This is a genomic window from Streptomyces sp. NPDC046931, from assembly GCF_040644655.1.
Classification (GTDB): Bacteria; Actinomycetota; Actinomycetes; order Streptomycetales; family Streptomycetaceae; genus Streptomyces.
Window position 1 is genome coordinate 20658 of the sequence record NZ_JBEYWX010000025.1, and the last position, 19307, is coordinate 39964.

Annotated in this window: 16 protein-coding genes and 2 pseudogenes; 7 read left to right on the forward strand and 11 right to left on the reverse strand. The window is 72.0% G+C overall.

Annotated features, from left to right (window positions below):
* Positions 1-89: 89 nt before the first annotated feature.
* Positions 90-1232: a methyltransferase gene (locus ABZ876_RS31485; RefSeq protein WP_361788338.1), complete on the reverse strand. Its 1143-nt coding sequence runs from the start codon at positions 1230-1232 to the stop codon at positions 90-92.
* A 230-nt stretch (positions 1233-1462) separates the two neighbouring features.
* Here ABZ876_RS31485 and ABZ876_RS31490 point away from each other — a divergent pair, with 230 nt between their 5' ends.
* From ABZ876_RS31490 to ABZ876_RS31500, 3 genes are all read left to right on the forward strand, one after another.
* Complete coding sequence (locus ABZ876_RS31490; protein WP_361788340.1) at positions 1463-2152, forward strand: alpha-ketoglutarate-dependent dioxygenase AlkB; 690 nt, start codon at positions 1463-1465, stop codon at positions 2150-2152.
* Positions 2149-3393, forward strand: a complete 1245-nt coding sequence (locus ABZ876_RS31495; RefSeq protein WP_361788342.1) for an ROK family protein — start codon at positions 2149-2151, stop codon at positions 3391-3393. Before ABZ876_RS31490 ends, ABZ876_RS31495 begins: the two co-directional genes overlap by 4 nt.
* 285 nt (positions 3394-3678) lie before the next feature.
* Positions 3679-4182, forward strand: a complete 504-nt coding sequence (locus ABZ876_RS31500; protein WP_361788462.1) for a hypothetical protein — start codon at positions 3679-3681, stop codon at positions 4180-4182.
* 321 nt (positions 4183-4503) lie between these two features.
* On the opposite strand, the pseudogene ABZ876_RS31505 reads toward ABZ876_RS31500, so the two are convergent.
* Together ABZ876_RS31505 and ABZ876_RS31510 are read right to left on the reverse strand one after the other, a co-directional pair.
* Positions 4504-5089: pseudogene (locus tag ABZ876_RS31505) on the reverse strand (DUF4865 family protein).
* Positions 5090-5104: 15 nt separating this feature from the next.
* Positions 5105-5454, reverse strand: a pseudogene (locus ABZ876_RS31510) (TetR/AcrR family transcriptional regulator); the annotation flags it as partial.
* 153 nt (positions 5455-5607) lie between these two features.
* Between ABZ876_RS31510 and ABZ876_RS31515 the strand changes: the two are divergent.
* A complete protein-coding gene (locus ABZ876_RS31515; protein ID WP_361788464.1) occupies positions 5608-5895 on the forward strand; it encodes an SHOCT domain-containing protein in 288 nt (95 codons plus the stop codon).
* A 145-nt stretch (positions 5896-6040) separates the two neighbouring features.
* Here ABZ876_RS31515 and ABZ876_RS31520 read toward each other — a convergent pair whose 3' ends face one another.
* Positions 6041-6565, reverse strand: a complete 525-nt coding sequence (locus ABZ876_RS31520; RefSeq protein ID WP_361788344.1) for an ATP-binding protein — start codon at positions 6563-6565, stop codon at positions 6041-6043.
* A gap of 241 nt (positions 6566-6806) precedes the next feature.
* Complete coding sequence (locus ABZ876_RS31525; protein ID WP_361788346.1) at positions 6807-7130, reverse strand: hypothetical protein; 324 nt, start codon at positions 7128-7130, stop codon at positions 6807-6809.
* A 406-nt stretch (positions 7131-7536) separates the two neighbouring features.
* Here ABZ876_RS31525 and ABZ876_RS31530 point away from each other — a divergent pair, with 406 nt between their 5' ends.
* Entirely contained in the window at positions 7537-8661 is a 1125-nt protein-coding gene (locus ABZ876_RS31530; RefSeq protein WP_361788348.1) for a PLP-dependent cysteine synthase family protein, read from the forward strand.
* On the opposite strand, the gene ABZ876_RS31535 is transcribed toward ABZ876_RS31530, so the two are convergent.
* Together ABZ876_RS31535 and ABZ876_RS31540 are read right to left on the reverse strand one after the other, a co-directional pair.
* The gene (locus tag ABZ876_RS31535) at positions 8629-9147 is read right to left on the reverse strand and encodes an SRPBCC family protein (protein ID WP_361788350.1); all 519 of its coding nucleotides are present in this window, start codon (positions 9145-9147) and stop codon (positions 8629-8631) included. The genes ABZ876_RS31530 and ABZ876_RS31535 overlap by 33 nt on opposite strands.
* 81 nt (positions 9148-9228) lie before the next feature.
* Positions 9229-10077 (reverse strand): DeoR/GlpR family DNA-binding transcription regulator, encoded by an 849-nt coding sequence (locus tag ABZ876_RS31540; protein ID WP_361788352.1) that lies wholly within the window; start codon positions 10075-10077, stop codon positions 9229-9231.
* A 450-nt stretch (positions 10078-10527) separates the two neighbouring features.
* Between ABZ876_RS31540 and ABZ876_RS31545 the strand changes: the two genes are divergently transcribed.
* Positions 10528-12903, forward strand: coding sequence for a hypothetical protein (locus ABZ876_RS31545; protein ID WP_361788466.1), 2376 nt, complete (start codon positions 10528-10530; stop codon positions 12901-12903).
* Here the strand turns inward: ABZ876_RS31545 and ABZ876_RS31550 are convergent.
* From ABZ876_RS31550 to ABZ876_RS31565, 4 genes are all read right to left on the reverse strand, one after another.
* Positions 12873-15314 carry a right-handed parallel beta-helix repeat-containing protein gene (locus ABZ876_RS31550; protein ID WP_361788354.1) on the reverse strand — a complete coding sequence of 814 codons (2442 nt, stop codon included), beginning with the start codon at positions 15312-15314 and terminating at the stop codon, positions 12873-12875. The genes ABZ876_RS31545 and ABZ876_RS31550 overlap by 31 nt on opposite strands.
* Before the next feature lie 123 nt (positions 15315-15437).
* Positions 15438-16043, reverse strand: a complete 606-nt coding sequence (locus tag ABZ876_RS31555) for a hypothetical protein (RefSeq protein ID WP_361788356.1) — start codon at positions 16041-16043, stop codon at positions 15438-15440.
* Between the two features lie 201 nt (positions 16044-16244).
* A complete protein-coding gene (locus ABZ876_RS31560; RefSeq protein ID WP_361788358.1) occupies positions 16245-17072 on the reverse strand; it encodes an MOSC N-terminal beta barrel domain-containing protein in 828 nt (275 codons plus the stop codon).
* 48 nt (positions 17073-17120) lie between these two features.
* Positions 17121-17564, reverse strand: a complete 444-nt coding sequence (locus tag ABZ876_RS31565; protein WP_361788360.1) for a DUF6643 family protein — start codon at positions 17562-17564, stop codon at positions 17121-17123.
* A gap of 297 nt (positions 17565-17861) precedes the next feature.
* On the opposite strand from ABZ876_RS31565, the gene ABZ876_RS31570 reads away from it, so the two are divergent.
* The gene (locus ABZ876_RS31570) at positions 17862-19280 is read left to right on the forward strand and encodes a TerD family protein (RefSeq protein ID WP_361788362.1); all 1419 of its coding nucleotides are present in this window, start codon (positions 17862-17864) and stop codon (positions 19278-19280) included.
* Positions 19281-19307: the final 27 nt, after the last annotated feature.

Consider the following 19307-nt stretch of genomic DNA (forward strand, 5'->3'; position numbering starts at 1 on the left):
CTCGGGGGCGTCGGCCGCATGCGCCGCCGCGGGACGGCACACGCCCTCCATCCGCCGCGCCGCGCCCGGCGCGGGAGCCGGCGGCTCCGCTACTTCCTGAGGGCCCTCAGAACCACGAACTTCGCATCGCTCGCGACGACTTCGCTGTTGCCGAAGAGACGGCGCAGTTTCACGTGGTAGCCCAGATGGCGATTGCCGATCACCCACAGCTCGCCACCCGGCCGCAACGCGCGCCGCGCCCCGGTGAACATGCGCCACGCGGTGGCGTCCGTCGTCGCCTGATGGGAGTGGAACGGAGGGTTGTTGAGAACCAGGTCCACGCTTCCGGCGGGCACCCCGGACAGGCCGTCTCCCACCCGGAACTCCGCCTTCCCCTGCGCGTTGTCCCGGTACGTCGCCTCCGCCGAGGCCACCGCCTGGTACGACTCGTCGACGAACAGCACCTCGGCTCCGGGGTCGCGCAGGGCGGCCGCCAGACCGACCACTCCGTTGCCGCAGCCGAGGTCCACGATGCGCTCGGCGCCCCGGCCGTGCGGAAGGTGCCCGAGGAAGAACCGGGTCCCGATGTCGAGGCGGTCGGCGCAGAAGACACCGGCGTGGTTGGTGACGGTCCGGCCGGACAACGCGCCGATTCCGTCGGGGAGTCGATACCGGTACGGCCACGGGTTGGTGCCCCGTTCGAGTGCCGGGTCGGGGGTGCAGAAGATCAGCCGGGCCTTCTGCTCGGCGAGCGAGGTACGGGTCGGGCCGAGGATCCGCTCGAACAGCTCCAGCGTCGAGGTGTGGATCTCCTTGACCATGCCGGTGCCCACGACCACCGTGCCCTCGTGCACACCGGGGGCCAGCCGGTGCAGCTGGTCCTCCAGCAGCGCGAGGCTCTTCGGGATCCGCACGAGCAGGACGTCGATCCGGGACGGCGGGGCGTCCTGCGTCGTCAGGAGCCGTACGGCGTCCGTGCCGACGCCGTTGCGGGCGAGATTCGCGCGGGTCGCCCCGCGGGCCAGGAACGAGTCGCTGATCTGCGTCGGGCGGTGCGCGGCGAGCGCGGTGGTGAGCGCGCCCCACCGGTCGCCGAACACCACGACCCCAGCGTCGAGCGCGGTGCCGCTCGCCGCGAGGTGCCGCAGCAGATACGCGTCGGCCGCGTCCCAGGCGCGCAGCCGGTCGCGGGGATCCTCGGGGAAGCGGGTCAGCGTGTACGCGCCCCACGGCGTGGTCATACGGTCGTTCATCGTGCGTCCAGGCTAGCGGAGCCGCAGCTCAGCGCCTGTCCCCGGCCGCCACTTGACGTCCGTCGTCGGCCGCCCGACGTCCGTCTTCGGCCGCCGCCTGCGGAGTCGTCGCCCACTGCCGAGGATCCGCGGCCGGGTCGCGGACCCCGGTGGCCGGAACCGTGGACCCGGCTCTCGCCCGAGGCCCTCGCGCGGCTCCGCCCCCTGGCCGGATACGTGATGATGGGGCCATGGACGCCGAGCTGTTCCCGCGAAGCCGCGTACAGGTCGCACTCGGCGCGGTCCACGTGCCCGACTGGCTGGACGCGAACCGGCAGCACCGGCTCCTCGAAGCCTGCCGGGAGTGGGCCCGGCCGCCCGCGGGACTGCGGACCGTGCGCACCCCCGGCGGTGGCACCATGACCTCCCGCCAGGTCTGTCTCGGCCTGCACTGGTACCCGAACGGCTACGCCCGCACCGTCGTCGACGGCGACGGCGCCCCCGTCAAACCCCTCCCGGACTGGCTTGCGACGCTGGCCCGCGAGGGGGTGGAGGCCGCCCTCGGGCCTGGGGAGGTGCCGCCGGAACCCTACGACATCGCCCTGATCAACTACTACGACGCGGACGCCCGCATGGGCATGCACCGCGACAGCGACGAGAAGTCCCCTGCCCCCGTGGTGTCGCTGAGCCTCGGCGACACCTGTGTGTTCCGCTTCGGCAACACCGAGAGCAGGGCGCGCCCCTACACGGACGTGGAACTGCACAGCGGAGACCTGTTCGTCTTCGGAGGCCCGGCGCGGTTCGCGTACCACGGAGTGCCGCGGGTGCGCCCGGGCACGGCACCGCCCTCGCTCGGGCTGACGGGCCGGCTGAACATCACGCTGAGGGTCGGCGGCTTCGGGCCGAAGCCGGAGCGGATCATGGGAGACTCGCCCTCATGACTGGCAAGGCGGCCCCCCGGACGGCAGGGGAAGGGAACACACGGACGCGGCTGGACCGGGGGCGCGGTGCGCTCGGCCCCGCGCTGGAACTGGTGCACACCGGACGTGCGCCGACGCGTGCCGTGCTCACCGCCGAGCTGGGCGTCACCCGTGCCACCGCCGGCGCGGTGGCCGCCGAACTTGAGGCACTCGGTCTGATCCGGGTCGACGCGCATCCGGGCGCCGCCGCCGGTGCGCAGGGCCGGCCCTCGCACCGGCTCGAGGTCGCCGAGGACGGGCCCGTGGCACTCGCCGCACAGGTGCACGCTGACGGCTTCCGGGCCGCGCTCGTCGGGCTCGGCGGCCGGATCGTCGCGACCGCGCCCGGCTGCGAGACCATCGACGCCGACCCGGCGAAGGTGCTCGGCTCGGTGGTCGAGGCGGGCGCCGAGCTGCTGCGCGAGACCGGTCGGCGCTGTGTGGGCGCGGGGCTCGCCGTGCCGTCCGCGGTCGCCGAACCGGAGGGGCTCGCGCTCAACCCGCTGCACCTGGCCTGGCCGGCGGGCGCACCCGTCCGGGAGATCTTCGCCGAGCAGGTGCGCGCCGCGGGCATCACCGGGCCCGCCTTCGCCGCCAACGACGTCAATCTCGCGGCGCTGGCCGAACACCGGCACGGCGCGGGCCGCGGCTCCCGGGACCTGTTGTGCGTGGCCACCGGCCACCGGGGCGTGGGCGGTGCGCTGGTGCTCGACGGGCGGCTGCACACCGGTAGTTCGGGCCTCGCGCTGGAGGTGGGGCACCTCACCGTCAACCCCGAGGGCCGTCCCTGCCACTGCGGCAGTCGCGGCTGTCTGGACGTGGAGGCGGATCCGCTGGCCTTCCTGACGGCGGCCGGCCGCGATCCGGGCCCCGAGGTGTCACTGCTCCAACAGGCCAACGATCTGATCCATGACGGGCATCCCACCGATCCGGCCGTCCGTACCGCCGTCGAGGTCCTGATCGACCGGCTCGGCCTCGGGCTCGCCGGGCTGGTCAACATCCTCAACCCGGACCGGATCATCCTCGGCGGACTGCACCGCACGCTGCTCGACGCCGACCCGGAGCGGCTGCGCGCCGTCGTCGCCGACCGCAGCCTGTGGGGCCGCAGCGGCGGCGTTCCCATCCTCCCGTGCACGCTCGACCACAACAGCCTGGTGGGGGCGGCCGAGCTGGCGTGGCAGCCGGTGCTCGACGACCCGCCGGCAGCACTGGCCGGGCTCTGAGAGGTCATCGCCTTCGGGGAGTCCGCGAGGCGACGGAACCTGGCCCACACTCCGGCCTTGGTAATTCGCCTGCCATAGACCCGGCCCGGGCAATTGCAACCGGCCCGGGCCGGGTTGCCTGGTGTATGCAACTATGCGAGATACATCCGATTCAGCAGAGTTGACCTCGCGTAAGAACCGTCCGTCGATGCAAAGTTCACCATTGCGTATACATGACCCCACTGGTAGCGTCGTCCTCGCTCTGACCAAGCGATTTCTGAATACTGGGGGAACGACTTCGTGAACATGCGAAGCAAAGGGATTTCCGCCGTCATCGCCTGCGCCATGACCGGCGCAATATGCGGCATCGGCGCGAACACGGCATACGCGGCTGCGGAGGAAAACGGGGAAAGCGTGGCGGCCACGCGGGCGGCAGCGGACGTGCAACTCCGCGCCGGAGCCGATGAAATCTGCGCAGTCCTGGGAATCGGCAGTGGCGCCGCAGGCCTTACCAAGGCGCTGGCCAAGGGAGCGTCGTGGGTGGGAATCGGCGCCAGCATCGGGTGCTACCTGTACACGAAGGCGAAGCAGGTAACGCCTCGGGAAAAGCAGGCGGCCATGATCAAGGCGTACAACGAATACCAGCGAAAGAGTGATCTCAAGAAGCTCGAGGCACTCGGTTATTACTGCCACAAAAAGAGCAGTGGCGGTGGTGGCGGCGGCGATGTCGCGCCCGTTGACCCGAGGATAGGCTACCGGGATATCAAAATGAAAGGCGTGACGTACAAGTGCACCGCCACCGGGGACTGACCGGCCGCGGCCCGGGTTATGGAGAGCGATTCCTGTTCGCCATAGCACTGGCCGTGGTGAGCCTTCTGTGGATCACACAGGACATGGCCGCATGGGCGACAGCGCTGTGTGGCGCCGGTGCCGTCGTAGGGGTGTCAGGGATGCTCTACTTCGGATGGCGCTTCATTCGCTCACGCGGGGTTTCGCAATGAGCGGCGCGCCGGACGGCTTGCGCGAGGGGTGCGGCTGATCCTCCGCAAGGAGGGGCCGCACCCCCATGCCCGCAAACAGCCGGCTCACCGGCCGGGCCACGCACGTCCCCGAGGGCTGTACGGACACACGTCACCACTGCCGCCCGCGGGGCAGGCGGGCTCTCCCCGGTGCCGACACATGCAGCACCTGGAAGACGTCACCCGGACGCCTCGGGCGCCTCGCGGTCCCAGAGCGAGAAGTGGACCACTTCCCAGCCCTGTGTGTCGATGGCCGCCGCCGCGAGCACCGCGCCGTCCGCCGCGGCCAGCCGCCGGGTCTCGCGCACCAGGTCCTCCACGGTCCCGGACAGTGGCAGGCCGTCAGGGACCCGCCGGCGGCTGCGCACGGCGACCACGGCGGGTGAGCCCGCGGCGACCCCCTCTTCGTACGCCAGCCCCGCCCACTGCCGGACCAGCGGCCGCCCGAAGTCGTCGGCGAGCCCTTGGAAGGCGCCTGCCCACAGGAAGGTGTTCATGCCCTCCACGGTGTTCCAGAGGCAGAACGGCGCGTACTGGTTGACCGGCGAGCCGTGCAGCCCGCGCTCTCGCATCAGGTACGCCTTGAAGCCGAGGCCGTCCCAGTCGTCCAACAGGTGCCCGACGCGGGACACTCGGCCGCGGACGATGTCCATGTCGTAGTCGGCGGGCAGGGTCAGCTCGTACCGCATGGGGTGCATCGAGTCCTGGCTCCTTCAGGAGGTCGGCCGGAGGAGGGAGAGCAGACCCCGGATCCCTGTGTCGAAGGCCGCCGACGAGCCCGACGCGCGGGCCAGTACATAGCCGCCCTGAACGGTCGCGAGGGTCGTCGCCGCGATCTCCCCGGCGTCCAGGGACCGCGCGAACTGGCCCTGTTCTTGCCCTCTTCGACGAGCTGGGCGAGCTGTTCGCGCAGCCAGTCCAGCGTCTCGTCGACGGGCTCCCGCAGAGCGTCACTGGCGATCACTTCGGGATCCATCGTCAGACGGCCGACGGGGCAGCCGCGCAACACGTCGCGCTCGCGCCGCAGATACGCCTCGATGCGCTCGTAGGGGGTCCCGGGACCGGCGAACACGGCGTGGGCACCTCAGAAGCATCTGCAGAGTGGCGAGTACTCCCCGCGGGGTACGCGCACTGCCGCCGGCCGTACGACGACCCGGGGCCCCTCCCCGCGGGAGCCTCGAGGCATCACCGAGAAACCATCGAGGAGATGACCGAGATGCAGACACTGGCTCACGCAGACGGCGTCCCCGGCCCCTGGATCCTGTTCTTCCCGCTGATCTGGGCGGCCGTCGTGTTCGGCGTCGTGACCGTCGTGCGCCGCACCGCCTGGCGCGGGCGCGGCGCCCCGCGGCGCGGCATGGACGGCCGTCCGGCGGGCGAATCGCCGATCGCCGTGCTCGGCCGCCGCTTCGCCTCCGGCGAGATCGACGAGGACGAGTACTGGCGCCGTCTTTCCGTCCTGGACGAGCAGTTCGGCCGCAAGGGCAAGGATCGTGTGAGGTGAGTGATCCGATCACCGCCCAGGCGGTGATCGGGAGACGGGGGACCTGTGCGGTCAGCGCCCGGAGTGCCGGGCCGGGAGCCGAGTCGGTACGGCGGGAGGCTTGGACCCTGGGCTGCAGCGCGCGGTCCTTGACCTCACCGCCCGGTCAGCCGGCAACGGCGGACCGGGCGGGAGCGTGTCGCGCCTTGCGTTCGTCGACCGCAAGCGCGCGGGCCGGTGCCTCGAGGGCCTTCTCGTAGGGCGTGAGGCTGGGGAGCGGGCGGGTCGGTGCCGGTGCCGGCGCGGGCAGTGCGAACCAGACGACCTTGCCCGAGTCGCCGTCCGGTCGCACCCCCCAGCTGTCGGCGATCGCGGCGACCAGCGCCAGGCCGCGTCCGCTGGTTGCGGTGGGATCCGACGCGCGCAGTTCCGGCAGGCGCGGGTCGTGGTCGTGCACCGAGACCGTGAGCCGGTCGAGGAGCAGTTCCATCTCCACGGTGCACATCTTGTCGGGCTGTGCGTGCAGGTGGACGTTGGTCAACAGCTCCGTCACACCCAGGGACGCCCGATCTATCAAGGGATCGAGGTGCCAGTAGCGCAACTGCGCCGATACGATTCTGCGGACCTGGCCGATCCGCGACGGCAGGGCTTGGAGCTCCACCGTGCAGTGCCTGCTTGGCTGGCTGATCACGGCTGCGACTCCCCGAATTGAGGTCCGGAAGAAGACGGAGATCGGATCCAGCAGGGGGCCGGGGCGTACCCGCCGACTGCTGTGCGGCTGAGTACTCCGGCCGCTTCGTGCGGTACGGCTTCGTACGGGGGCCGCCCGCTGTCGTACCGGCGGGCTGGTTCTTCAGCGTCATCGCCGGTAAACCCAGAGTGATGTGAGACCAGCGTGACGCAAGGGCTGATACGCCGCAACTCGCGCCCGGTCAGCCGCCTCGCCCGGCCGCCCTTCGCACCGCCTCGATGAACCGCCGCGCCGACGGAGGCCCCGGCTGCCCGGGCGCGGGGTCGTGGTCGCCGAGGGTGAGCGAATAGCGGGTGCCGTTGAGGTCCGCCAAAGCCCGGTCGTCGGGCGCGAACCAGGGTTTCGACGCGCGCACCGTCTGCACCGGCGCGCTGTCGATCACGCTGCCGTAGCTGGTGAGCAGACGCAGCCTGCCGTCGCTGATCCGGACCTCTCCTGCCCGAGTGAGCGACCGCAGTCTTTTCCCGATCCGCACACCGGTGGCCGTGAACTCCGGTTCGCCCATGATGCCCTGCCCCTCGTCCGTTCGGCTGTACTCGCTCCGGATCCCGCGCGGGGCGCAATCCGGCGTGGCGCTGATCGAGTCCGGTCGTGGTCGAGTACCCGATTCCGCGCAGGCCGGTGCCGCGGTGACGCCAGGCTGCACCGACCGGCGTTCCTCGCCGTGCAGTCTGCCCGGACGCGGCGCCTTGCACCAGTGCGCACGGCGGGGTGGCGCCGGTCAACCGGCGCACTCGCGCGGATGCGCCCCCACCGTTTTCCGCCGGTGCGCGGGGGCCTGCGCAAGGGACGCCTTTGAGCGCCTCAAAGATGCGTTTATGCAGGTGAGAAGGTGTACGCAAGCTGCTTATGATGCGAGGCGTCCGACCGCGTGAACCCGGCCTCGGCACACCCCGCTAAGGAGCCCCGCCGTGAGCACCCCCCAGATCACCCGCCCCGGCGAGACGCTCGACGTCGACCGCAGCGACGCCGAGTACCGTACGTGGCTCAAAGAAGCCGTCCGCAAGGTACAGGCCGACGCCAACCGCTCGGCCGACACGCACCTCCTGCGCTTCCCGCTGCCCGACCACTGGGGCATCGACCTGTATCTCAAGGACGAGTCGACACACCCCACCGGCAGCCTCAAGCACCGCCTCGCCCGCTCCCTGTTCCTGTACGGACTGTGCAACGGCTGGATCCGTCCGGGGCGCCCGGTGATCGAGGCGTCCAGCGGTTCGACGGCCGTCTCCGAGGCGTACTTCGCGGGACTCATCGGGGTGCCCTTCATCGCCGTCATGCCGCGTACGACCAGCGCCGAGAAGTGCCGGCTCATCGAATTCCACGGCGGGCGGTGCCACTTCGTGGACGACCCGCGCAAGATGTACGAGGCCTCGGCCGCCCTCGCGGCGGAGACCGGCGGCCACTACATGGACCAGTTCACCTACGCCGAACGGGCCACCGACTGGCGCGGCAACAACAACATCGCCGAATCCGTCTTCCGCCAGCTGGAGCTGGAGCGGTTCCCGGTGCCCGCGTGGATCGTCGCCACGGCCGGCACCGGCGGCACCTCGGCGACCATCGCGCGGTATGTGCACTACATGGGGTACGACACCCGCATCTGTGTCGCCGATCCGGAGAACTCGTGTTTCTTCGCGGGGTGGACGGCGGGCGATCCGGACGTCACCTGTGACAGCGGCTCACGCATCGAAGGAATCGGCCGGCCCCGCATGGAGCCCAGCTTCGTGCCCGGCGCCATCGACCGGATGATGAAGGTCCCGGACGCCGCCGCCATCGCAGCCGTACGGGCCCTGGAGCGGGCCATCGGCCGCAAGGCGGGCGGCTCGACCGGCACCGGGCTGTGGAGCGCGCTGAAGATCGTTGCGCAGATGGTGTCCGAGGAGCGTACGGGCAGCGTGGTGACCCTGCTGTGCGACCCGGGCGACCGCTACCTCGACAAGTACTACTCGGACGCGTGGCTCGCCGAGCAGCGACTCGACATCGCGCCGTACTCGGCGGCGATCACTTCACTGCTGACGACCGGGGTGTGGCCGGACTGACCCCGGCCCGGCACCACCCGGGGCCAGCCTGCGGTCCAGGGCCGTCACGGCGCCCGTGAACGCGCGCCCGAGACCCCCGCGTGCCCGTTTCAGCAGAAACAGGAAGACACCGGACCCGTCGGCCGTGAAGGTCCACTGCACCCGGGTGCCCGTGCCGGCGGGCGTCAGCCGCCATTCCTCCAAAAGCGCGCGGATCCCGGGCGCGTTGGTCTCGTCGACCCGGTACGCGTACACCTCGTGCGGCGTGGCCGCGACGACCGTCTCCCGGAAGCGGGTGCCGCCCGTGAGGCGCACCTCGCGGCCGGCGCCCCCGTCGACCGCGCGGGCCGAGGTCACCGCGGCGAACCACTCACTCCAGCCGGAGACGTCTTCCGCAAGGGCCCGGAAGACCTCTTCCGGGGGCGCGGCGACCTCCCGGGCGAACACCAGCCGCACGGGGGCGGTCCGCGTGAAGTCGAGTTCCACCGGGCGCAGACGGCGTGCCATGGACGACAACCTCCTCTGAGGACACCGGCGCCCCGCACACACGGGTCGGTCCGGGTCGGCGTCACCCTAGCTGGCAGGCCGTCAGATGTCTGTAGTGTCCCCGGTCTCCGCGGTCTCCCCGGTCTCTCCGGCCAGCACCAGCCGCCGCAGATGCTCCGAGATCTCCGAGCGCGCCTCGGACGGCAGCCCCGCGTCGGTCACCAGCGTGTCGACCTGCTCCAGCGCGGCGAACGAACTAAGGCCCACCGTGCCCCACTTGGTGTGGTCGGCGACCACCACGACCCGCCGCGCGGACTGCACGAGCCGCCGGTTGGTCTCCGCCTCCGCGAGGTTCGGCGTCGACAGACCCGCCTCCACCGATATCCCGTGCACGCCGAGGAACAGCACGTCGAAGTGGAGGGAGGCGATCGCCTGGTCGGCCACGGGCCCCACCAGCGAGTCGGACGGTGTGCGCACCCCGCCGGTCAGCACGACGGTCGCGGCACCCTGCCGCGGTCCCGAGGTGCGCTGAGCCGAGTGGAAGACGTCCGCCACCCGCACCGAGTTGGTGACGACGGTCAGTTCGGGCACGTCGACCAGGTGGTGGGCCAGCGCATACGTCGTCGTGCCACCGGACAGGGCGATCGCCGTGCCCGGCGAGACGAGCTCCGCCGCGGCCCGCGCGATGTCCTCCTTGGCCGTCAGTTCCAGACCCGACTTGGCTTCGAAACCCGGCTCATGCGTGCTCGCCTCGACCACCGGCACCGCGCCGCCGTGCACCTTCTCGAGGACGCCCTGGCGGGCGAGCGCGTCGAGGTCGCGACGGACCGTCATGTCGGAGACACCGAGCTTGCGCGTCAGCTCGTTCACGCGGACACCGCCGCGCCGCCGCACCTCGTCCAGGATCAGGGCACGGCGCTGCTCCGCGAGGAGGTTCTGATTCTCGCTCACGTCCGCTCCGTTCTCCTTCATCCCGACTTCACCCGCACCCTTGCCGAAGGACCGTCCGCACCGGCTGCCACGAGGCCATTCTCCCGTCACCGGCGCCCAGGACGTCTCATCCTCGCACGGGTGGCCACGGCAGGCGTCACCGCCCGTATCACGGGCATTCCCGTCCGCCTGACCCCGCACGCGGCGGTCCGCCGCGCCCCGGACGCTGCCGTCCGCCGTCCTCGTTGTCACACGTATCGGGGAGATTCCGCGGCAAGGGGTGTGCACCGCCGTGCCGGAGGAGATCCTCTGCCTGCGGACACACCGTACGCGGCACGGGGGAAGTGCGGAACAGTGGAACGTGCACGGAAACACGAGGGGGAACGCGGCGCCGCCGGACAGGCGTCCGCGGAGGCCGCGACGGCCCTGGAACTCCTGGTGCACGGCGTCGGCGGCACCACGCCCGCGGAGATGCTCGGCGATCCACGTACGGTCAGGGTCGCCGGCGACGACACGGCCGCCGTGTACCGGCGCGCCGACGACGCCGACGCGGAGCCGCGCCCGGGGGACGGGCGCGGCCGCCCGGTGCCCGAGGCGTACGTCTGGTGCAACCTCACCTCGGGAAACGCCACACGCGCCCTGTGGCTGTTGCTGCTGCCGTTCATGGTGGCGAACCTGGCCCACTGGATGCGGCCCACGACCACGGACCGGCCGCTGACCATACGTCTGTACGGGCTGATCGTGCGGCTCATCGGACTCACCCTGACCGTGCTGCTGGTCGCCGCCGCCTGCGAGGTGGCCATGGACCTCGCGGCCTGGCAGTGCGCGGGAACCCCCGCGTGCGCCCGCCGTCACGCCTGGCTCGGATTTCTCTCTCCCGTCGGCTCCCAGGGCGGCTGGTGGAGTCTGCCCGGGCGGCGCCTGGCCCTGGCGGCCCTGGTGCCCACGGCGCTCACCGGCCTGCTCTGGTACCTGTCGCACCGCACCTGGTGCGCCTACGAGTCCCAGCGGCCGATCCCTCGCCCGCCGGAGCCCGGCGAGCAGCCGCACCGCTGCGCGCTCGGCCGCCCCGGGTTCTGGTACGGGCGCCGCATCGTGGCCCGGCTCCGCGCCGCCCACACCGCCGCGGGCTTTCTCACCGTGGCCGCCGCGCTCACCGTCTCGACCGCACACGACGACCACCGCCACGGCGAGGACGCGCTGCGCTTCCCCGGCCTTCTGCTGGAGGCCGCCCTGGTCGCGGTCGCGGTGCTGGTGGTGGCGGTGGTGTGCCGACGGGGACGCACCGAGAACCGGCTCGACCAGCAACTCGACCGGGCGGTGGTGCGCCTGCTGCCCGCGGGCGCGCTCGCGCTGCTCGCCGTGACCATGGTCTACGCGGGATGGCCGCGTGCCGGCCGGCGGTCGGAAGGACGGCTGCCGGGCGCCTCGGCGTTCGGCGCGCTGACCCTGGCGCAGGGCCTTCTCGTCCTGGCCCTCGGCGTCGTCGCCCAGGTCCTGTACCGCGCCCACCCCGACACCCGCACCGCGCTGCGCGGACTGGCCGGACCCGCCGTCGCACTGCTGGCCTGTGCGCTCGGCGGGGTGATGTCCGGCGGAGTGGCCCAGCGCATCGCCGACTGGCTGGACGGCCCGGACCACTCGCTGGACGGCCCGCCGGTCCTGCTCACCTGGCAGGCGTCCACCATCCCGCCGCTGCTGCTCGTCCTGCTGGGCCTGGCCGGCCGGCTGGCCCGGCGCACCTGGCTGCTGCGGCGCGCCGAGGCCGCCGAGGTCGAACGCGAGCACCCGGGCGAGCCCACGGAGACAGCCCGCACCCTGCGCATAGCGGGTACGCGCGCGATGGCCACGCTCACCGACCGGGCCCCGCTCGTCGTCGGCGTCACATCCGCGATGACCCTGCTCCTCGGCGCGGCCGCCCTGGTGGGCGCCTCAGCCACCGACGACACGCCGGCGGGCGGCGCGCACGCCGCGCAGCCCTACGTCCGGGGCGCCGTCGAGACCGCGCAGGCGCTCGGCTCCTGGCTGATCGGTGTCGGGTTCCTCGCCTTCGTCACCTGGGGCCGCCGCGCCTACAAGGACGCGTCCGCGCGCCGCACCGTCGGCATCCTGTGGGACGTCGGCACCTTCTGGCCGCGCGCCGCCCACCCCTTCGCCCCACCTTGCTACGCCGAGCGTGCCGTGCCGGACCTGACCTGGCGGATGACCACCTGGACGCGCCGCACCGGCGGGCGGATCGTGCTGTCCGGCCACTCCCAGGGCAGTGTGCTCGCGGCCGCCGCGGCCTGGCAGCTGAAGCCCTCACTGCGCAGAAGGGTGGGCCTGCTGACATACGGCTCACCACTCGAGCGGCTGTACGGGCGCTGGTTTCCGGCGTACTTCGGCCCGGCCGCGCTGAGCTCCCTGCACCGCGACGTCGACTGCTGGCGCAATCTCCACCGCCCCACGGACCCGATCGGCGGGCCAATTCGGCTGCCCGGCGAGTGCGGCCCGCAGGTGGACCGCGCACCGCTCCGGGACCCGCTCGCCTACGGCCGCACCACACGTCATCCGCTGCCCGCGCCGATTCTCGGGCACGGCGACTACCAGGCGGACCCGGCATTCGCCGAGGAGCGCGCACGGCTGCTGGCACGACTGCGGCCCGGACTGCCCGGTCCGCGTCCCGCCGACGCACCGCCAGACCGGGGCGGGGATCCTGGGGGCGTGTCCTTCGGTCCGTCTGGTCCGCGCGAGGGAAGCGGGCGCGAGTCCTCGGAGCCGGCCGAGCCCGGATCGGCCGCTCCCGGTCCGGATGACGAGGGCCCCGGGGGCGCCGCTCAGGGCAGTTCCGGCAGATCCTCCGGGTAGAGCAGGGTCAAGTCCTCCGTACTGGGCTCCGCCAGCTGGGCGACCCGGCCGGCGTGCCGCTCCACCATCGCCTCGAAGGTCTGGCGCGCGGTGCGTCCGTTGCCGAACGCCGGTCCCTTGGGGATCTCCGTGAAGTACTTCAGCAGCCCCTCGGTGGTTCCCGGGCCCAGCCGGTACTCGTGCTCCTCGGCCTGCTGCTCCACGATCCGCAGCAGCTCCTCGGGCCCGTAGTCACCGAAGGTGATCGTCCGAGAGAAGCGGGAGGCAACACCGGGGTTGACGGAAAGGAACCGCTCCATCTCGGCCGTGTAGCCCGCGACGATCACCACGACCGCCTCCCGGTGGTCCTCCATCAGCTTCACCAGCGTGTCGATCGCCTCACGACCGAAGTCGCGCCCGGAGTCCTCCGGTGACAGCGCGTACGCCTCGTCGATGAACAGCACTCCGCCGCGCGCCCGGTCGAAGGCCTCCTGGGTGCGGATGGCGGTGGAGCCGATGTGCTCGCCGACCAGGTCGACCCGTGACACCTCGACGAGATGGCCCTTCTCCAGCACACCGAGCGACGCCAGGATCTCGCCGTAGAGCCGGGCGACCGTCGTCTTGCCGGTGCCGGGGGAGCCCGTGAACACCAGATGCCGCCGCACGGAGGCCGCCTTCAGGCCCGCCTGCTGTCGACGCCGCCCCACCTCGATCATGTCGGTGAGGGCACGCACCTCGCGCTTGACGCTCTCCAGGCCCACCAGCGCGTCGAGTTCCCCGAGTACCGCCTTCGACGTGCGCGCCTGCTGCTCGGCCTCGGGGGCGGCCGTGACGAAAGGCTCCTGCTCGGTGGCGCGCTGGCCGGGGATCGCGCCAAGCAGACCGGCCGACTGGGTCGTCGGCTGCGCGGCGGTCTCCTGGGCCACCACCGGCCGCAGCCCGGCGCTCTGGTCGCTGGTGCAGTCCTCCACGATCGCGCCACCGCCACCGGGTGCGCCGGGGCCGCCGTCCGCGAACTCGTAGCCTCCGCGCGCGCAGCGCTCCGTGCGGCACTTCCTCAGCGTGGCACGGCAGCCGTCGATCACATGGAACCCGTAGCCACCGCTGTCCGTGACCCGGCAGTTCAGGAAGCTGCCCCGGCCGCCGGCCGAGACGTAGAAGCCCGCTTCCGCCGGTGAGGTCACCGTGCACCGCTCGATGGTGGGATCGGCGCCCTTGGTGACGATCACGCCCGTCTGCGTGCCGTCGATGGTGCAGCCCGACAGCGTGCCGCCGCTGCCGTGGTCCCGGAACCAGGCACCCGTCGCAGCGTCACGGATCCGGCAGTCGTCCAGCTGCGCGGTGGCGCCGTCGCTCACCGACACCGCGGTGTTGCGCACCTGAGCGAGGTCGCTGTCCACGACGTCCGCGCGTGAGCCGCGGTCGAGGACGAACAGCGCGTCCGGCACGTCGTGCACCCGGCAGGCATCCAGGACCGCGGTGGCGCCGTCGCTGACCCACACCGCCGGATAGTCGCCGGTGCTGTCGAAGATCTCGCACTGGTTGGCGTCCACGCGGGTGCCCGGGTCCCACACCGACAGGCCGTTGCGCCCGAACTGCCGCACCGTGGTGCGGGTGAGCGTGAGTACCGAACGGGAGCGCAGGTCGACCGCGTTCTCCGGGATGTCGTGGATACGGCAGTCGGCGAGTGTCAGCACCGCGTCGGTGTCGAGCGTGACGCCGTCCGCGGTGGTCCGGTGTACATCGCAGTCCGTCAGATGTGCCGTGGCATGGCCCGTGATCTGTACTCCTGAGCCCCGGACCTCGTACACCTCGCAACCCACCGCTTCCAGCGCGGAGTTCTCGCCGGTCGCTGACAGACCCGCGCCCGAGGTGTGGTGCACCCGGCAGCGCTCAAGGCGCGGGTGCGCGCCGCCGCGGACCGCGACGCCGGACTGGGCGGCCGCCACGATCTCGCACTCCTCGAACACACCGCCGCCGCCGTCGACGACGGCGATGCCGATGCCGGCCGGGTTGTCCACCGTGCAGCGGCGGACCGTGGGCCGAGCGCCGCCGCGGACCTCGATGCCTGCCGCGGAGCGCGTCATGATCCGCACGTCCACCAGCTCCGGGGTGCCCCCTTCCACCAGGAGCGCGGGGGCGGCCGCGTCCTGGCCCTCGATATGCAGGTCCCGGACCACGGCGGAAGCCCGCACGGTCAGCGGCACACCGTCCACCGGCGCGATGCGCACGGAACCGGGGGAGCCCTCGGGACCGCGCAGCGTCACCGCCCGCTGCACGAGGAGGTTCTCCCGGTAGGTGCCGGGAGCGACGGTGAGGACGTCGCCGTCGCCGGCGGCCTCCAGGGCGGCGGCGAGCGATGCGTACTCACCCGTGCGGCGCCGCCACCGCGATGTGCCGGTGTGCGTCACCTGGACCGTGCCCTGTGCCATGGCGCTGCTGTGCCCCCACCTCTGCTCACGCGGGTTCTCGCGAAGATGCCGGGCGGCCGAACAGCCCGGCCGGTCCACCGTAGCGTGCGTGGACGCGGCTGGTTGACGGGAGCCCGCAGGCCGTCAACTGCCCGTTCCCATGCGGCCCCAGTCCGGGCCGGCCTTGTCCCACGCCTGGTCCCAGCGGGCGTACCGGCGCCGGACCATACGCCAGACGATCAGGCGGCGGCCGCCTTCCATGAGCCCCACGGTCGCAAGGGCCGTGCCGAAGCCGGCCAGCACCGCGTGCGTCGTCGCGGTGGCGCCGTCCAACGGGCGGGACACTATTCGGCCGTGGTCGTCGGTCCAGAGGCCGAAGTGGTCGCCCCGGTCAGGAGAGTCGAGGTCGGCCAGGACCGTGCCGTGGCGCGCGGTGCCGTCGGGGGCGGTCCAGTCGGCGAGCACGCGGCTCTGTCTCTGCCGCTTCGTGGGCGATTCCGGATCAGGCTCCATCGGGGCGCGGTTGAGCCGCTTGACGACGGTGGCCGCCACCAGGTGGTGGGTGCGTTGCTGCTCCCGCACGGATCGCTGCAAGGAGTTCTGAGCGAAGGTTCCGATCATGACTCCCGCCACCGGTGCGGTGACGAGGGCGAGTACAAGGGCGACCAGCGCCAACCAGGCCTCGACGAGATCGGTCGTACGGCGCAGCGGATTGTGCCGCCAGCGCCACAGGCCGCCGATTGCTCGCACCGTCCCGCACCCCCTTCAGCGTCCGTCGTGACCCCCGTGTACGCCCGCTTCTGTGCGCGGCCGGTGAAGAGAGAGGGTGATGCCCCCACCCCCTGCTCCACACAGGCCCCTCATGAATGTCTCACACAGACTCAACGACCGCGCCCGTTGTCCGGGTTCCCGTCCACAGGACGTATCACGGACCGCGCTCGCTGGCGTGGATCATCCGAGGAGCACGACCGGATCGCCGACGCGGACCGTGCCGCGGGTCAGGGGCACCAGATTCTGGCCGAAGATCAGCCTGCCGCCGATGCGCCGATGCCGGCCGAGGGTGAGCAGGGGTTCCTTGCCGCGTGCGGCGGTGGCCTGGTCCGTGGTCGTCACGACACAGCGCCCTGACATCTTGGCGACCCGGAACTCGACCTCGCCGATGGCGATGCGCTCCCAGCCGTCCTCCGCCCAGGGCGTTGTGCCGGAGACGACGACGTTCGGCCGGAACCGGTTCATGGGCAGCGGGCCCTCGTCGGGGTGATCGCCCTCGGCGATCAGGGAGTTGAGGGCGTCCAGGGAGGCGAGGGTGGTGAGCAGCAGGGGATACCTGTCGGCCAGGCTGACGGTCTCACCCGGAAGCCCGTACGGCGGGTCGTCGATGGGGCGGCGGTACGTGGGGTCGTCGAGGTGGACAAGGGTCACGCGCTCACCGAGGTACGAGCTGAACCACTCGCTCGCCCCGGGTGCGGCCGGGACCGTCTCGATCTTCTCTCCCAACCATGTCGCGGTCGTCGTGCCGACCGGTTCGGGCACGGGCACGGTCAGCGGCTCCCGGCCGGAGGCGGACACCCGGATACCGCCGCCGGGCAGGGATGCAGCACAGGCCAGCGCAAGGCGTGGCCGCTCGCGCTGGGTCACGATCCTGCCCGCCTCGTCGATCAGCGCCCAGCGCCGGTCCCCGGCCAGCCCCCATGGCTCCACCCCGGCCTCGTGGAGGTCCTGGCCCCGCAGAGCCTTGACCGGGTGGATGTGAATCGAGTGCAGCACTGGTGTCGGCATGAGGCCATCGTGCCATCGCGTACCGACGGCCTCACGTCACGAGGTGGATCAGTATCCGCGGTACTGCTGCCCGTTGTTGTACGGATCCTGGTAGGGCGCCGGAGCCGGGCGCGGCGCCGCCGGGCGCATCGCCTCGTAGCCGGTGCCGGCGGCCATCGGGCGCGGCGGCTGCATCTGCTGGGGGCCCGGGTAGCCGCGCGGACCCGCCTGCTGCGGGATGTACGCGGCCGGGGCCTGCTGCAGGGGTGCGGGCTGCGGAGTCTGGGGATAGCCGTAGGCCGGGGCCTGGTAGGACGGGCCGGCGGGCAGCGCGGGAAGCGCCGACGGCAGAGCGGGCAGGTTGCTGCCCGGCATGTCGTACGCGGAGGGGACCCGGATCGGTGCGATCTGCGGGGTGCCCCGCTCGGCGACGAGCCTGTCGTAGATCGGAGTGTCCGGGAAGGGCGACGCGGAGTAGTAACCGCCGCCATAGGTGGAGCGGGGGGAGGTCATGGCACATAAGTTAAGCCCACGATGTGCTGGTTGGGGAGACCGATAAGAGGGTTGTTTTCCGTGCCCGGGGTGACGCCGGATCCCCAATGCGAGCGAACTTGGCAAAAAAGGGCAGCGTTCGTGGTTTGGATCGCGTAAAGGCCGAGTTCCCTGGGGGTTACCGGCGGTTGAGCACCGGTCTTCGGTGGGGGGTTGTGGGAGTTCGGCGCCCGGAAGAATAAGTTGGCCGGGACGGATGCGACCGACCGCCCGGATCCCTTCCCGGCGGAGCGACACATGATCGGGGTGGACATGTCAATGCCGAAAGGATCCAACCTTCAGGTGCCGACGACGGCCCTGCGCGTCGAATTGGGGTGGCGTTCCGGACCGGGCGTCCCCGACGTGGACGCCTCGGCGCTCCTGCTGCTCTCCGGGAAGGTCCGTACCGACGGCGATTTCGTCTTCTACAACCAGCCGGCCCACTCCTCCGGGGCGCTGCGCCACGAGGGCAAGCGGGACGATGGCGGCCGGGTGACCGACACTCTCCTTGTCGACCTCGCGCGCGTCGAGCCCGCGATCGATACCGTGGTGCTCGCCGCCTCCGCCGACGGCGGATCGTTTGGGCAGGTGCCGGGCCTCTACATCCGGGTGCTCGACGCCCGGCAGGGCACGGAGGCGGCGCGCTTCGAGCCCACGGCGACCGTCGAAACCGCTTTCGTGCTCGGCGAGTTCTACCGTCGCCAGGGCGCCTGGAAGTTCCGGGCCGTCGGACAGGGCTACAGCAGCGGGCTGGAGGGCCTCGCCACCGACTACGGGATCACGGTGGACGAGCCGCAGCACGCCGCGCCGCCGGTCACCGCCCCGGTCCCGCCCGTGGCCCCGCCCCCGCCGCCGGTGACCGTCCCGGTCCCGCCCGTGGCCCCGCCCCCGCCGCCGGTGACCGTCCCGGTCCTGCCCGTGGCCCCGCCCCCGCCGCCGGTGACCGTCCCGGTCCTGCCCGTGGCCCCGCCCCCGCCGCCGGTGACCGTCCCGGCCCCCTCGGGCGCCCACGGCGCTCCGGTCCCGCCCCAGGATCCGCCGGCCGCCCCGTCCGCCCCGGTCCGCCTCACGAAGGTCACGCTCACCAAGCAGGCCCCGTCGGTCTCGCTGGCCAAGCAGGGCGGCACCTCCGGCACCCTGCGGGTGAACCTCAACTGGCAGATGCGCAAGCAGTTCTCGGGATGGGGCAGCAAGCGCGGCCGGGCGGTGGCCCAGCACACGGATCTGGACCTGGATCTGTGTGCCCTCTACGAGCTGTCCGACGGCAGCAAGGGGGTCGTCCAGGCCCTGGGCAACGCCTTCGGGGCGCTGCACCGGCCGCCGTACATCCACCTCGACGGCGACGACCGCACCGGGGCCGTGGACACCGGCGAGAACCTCACCGTCAATCTCGACCACAAGCAGAGCTTCCGGCGCATCCTCGTCTTCGTCACCATCTACGCGGGCGCCCGCTCCTTCGCCGACCTGCACGCCACGGTCACGCTCCGCCCGCAGCACGGCGCCCCCATCGAGTTCTTCCTCGACGAGTGCACGGTGCCCTCGACCGTCTGTGCGCTCGCCCTCATCACGAACACCGGAGGTGATCTGGTCGTGCAGCGCGAGGCCCGCTATCTGGTGGCCGAGCGGGGCGTGAGCCCCCAGCGCACCATCGACGGCGCCTACGGCTGGGGCATGCAATGGACCCCCGGCAGGAAGTGACCGGCCGGCCCGCCCCGGCCGGCGGCC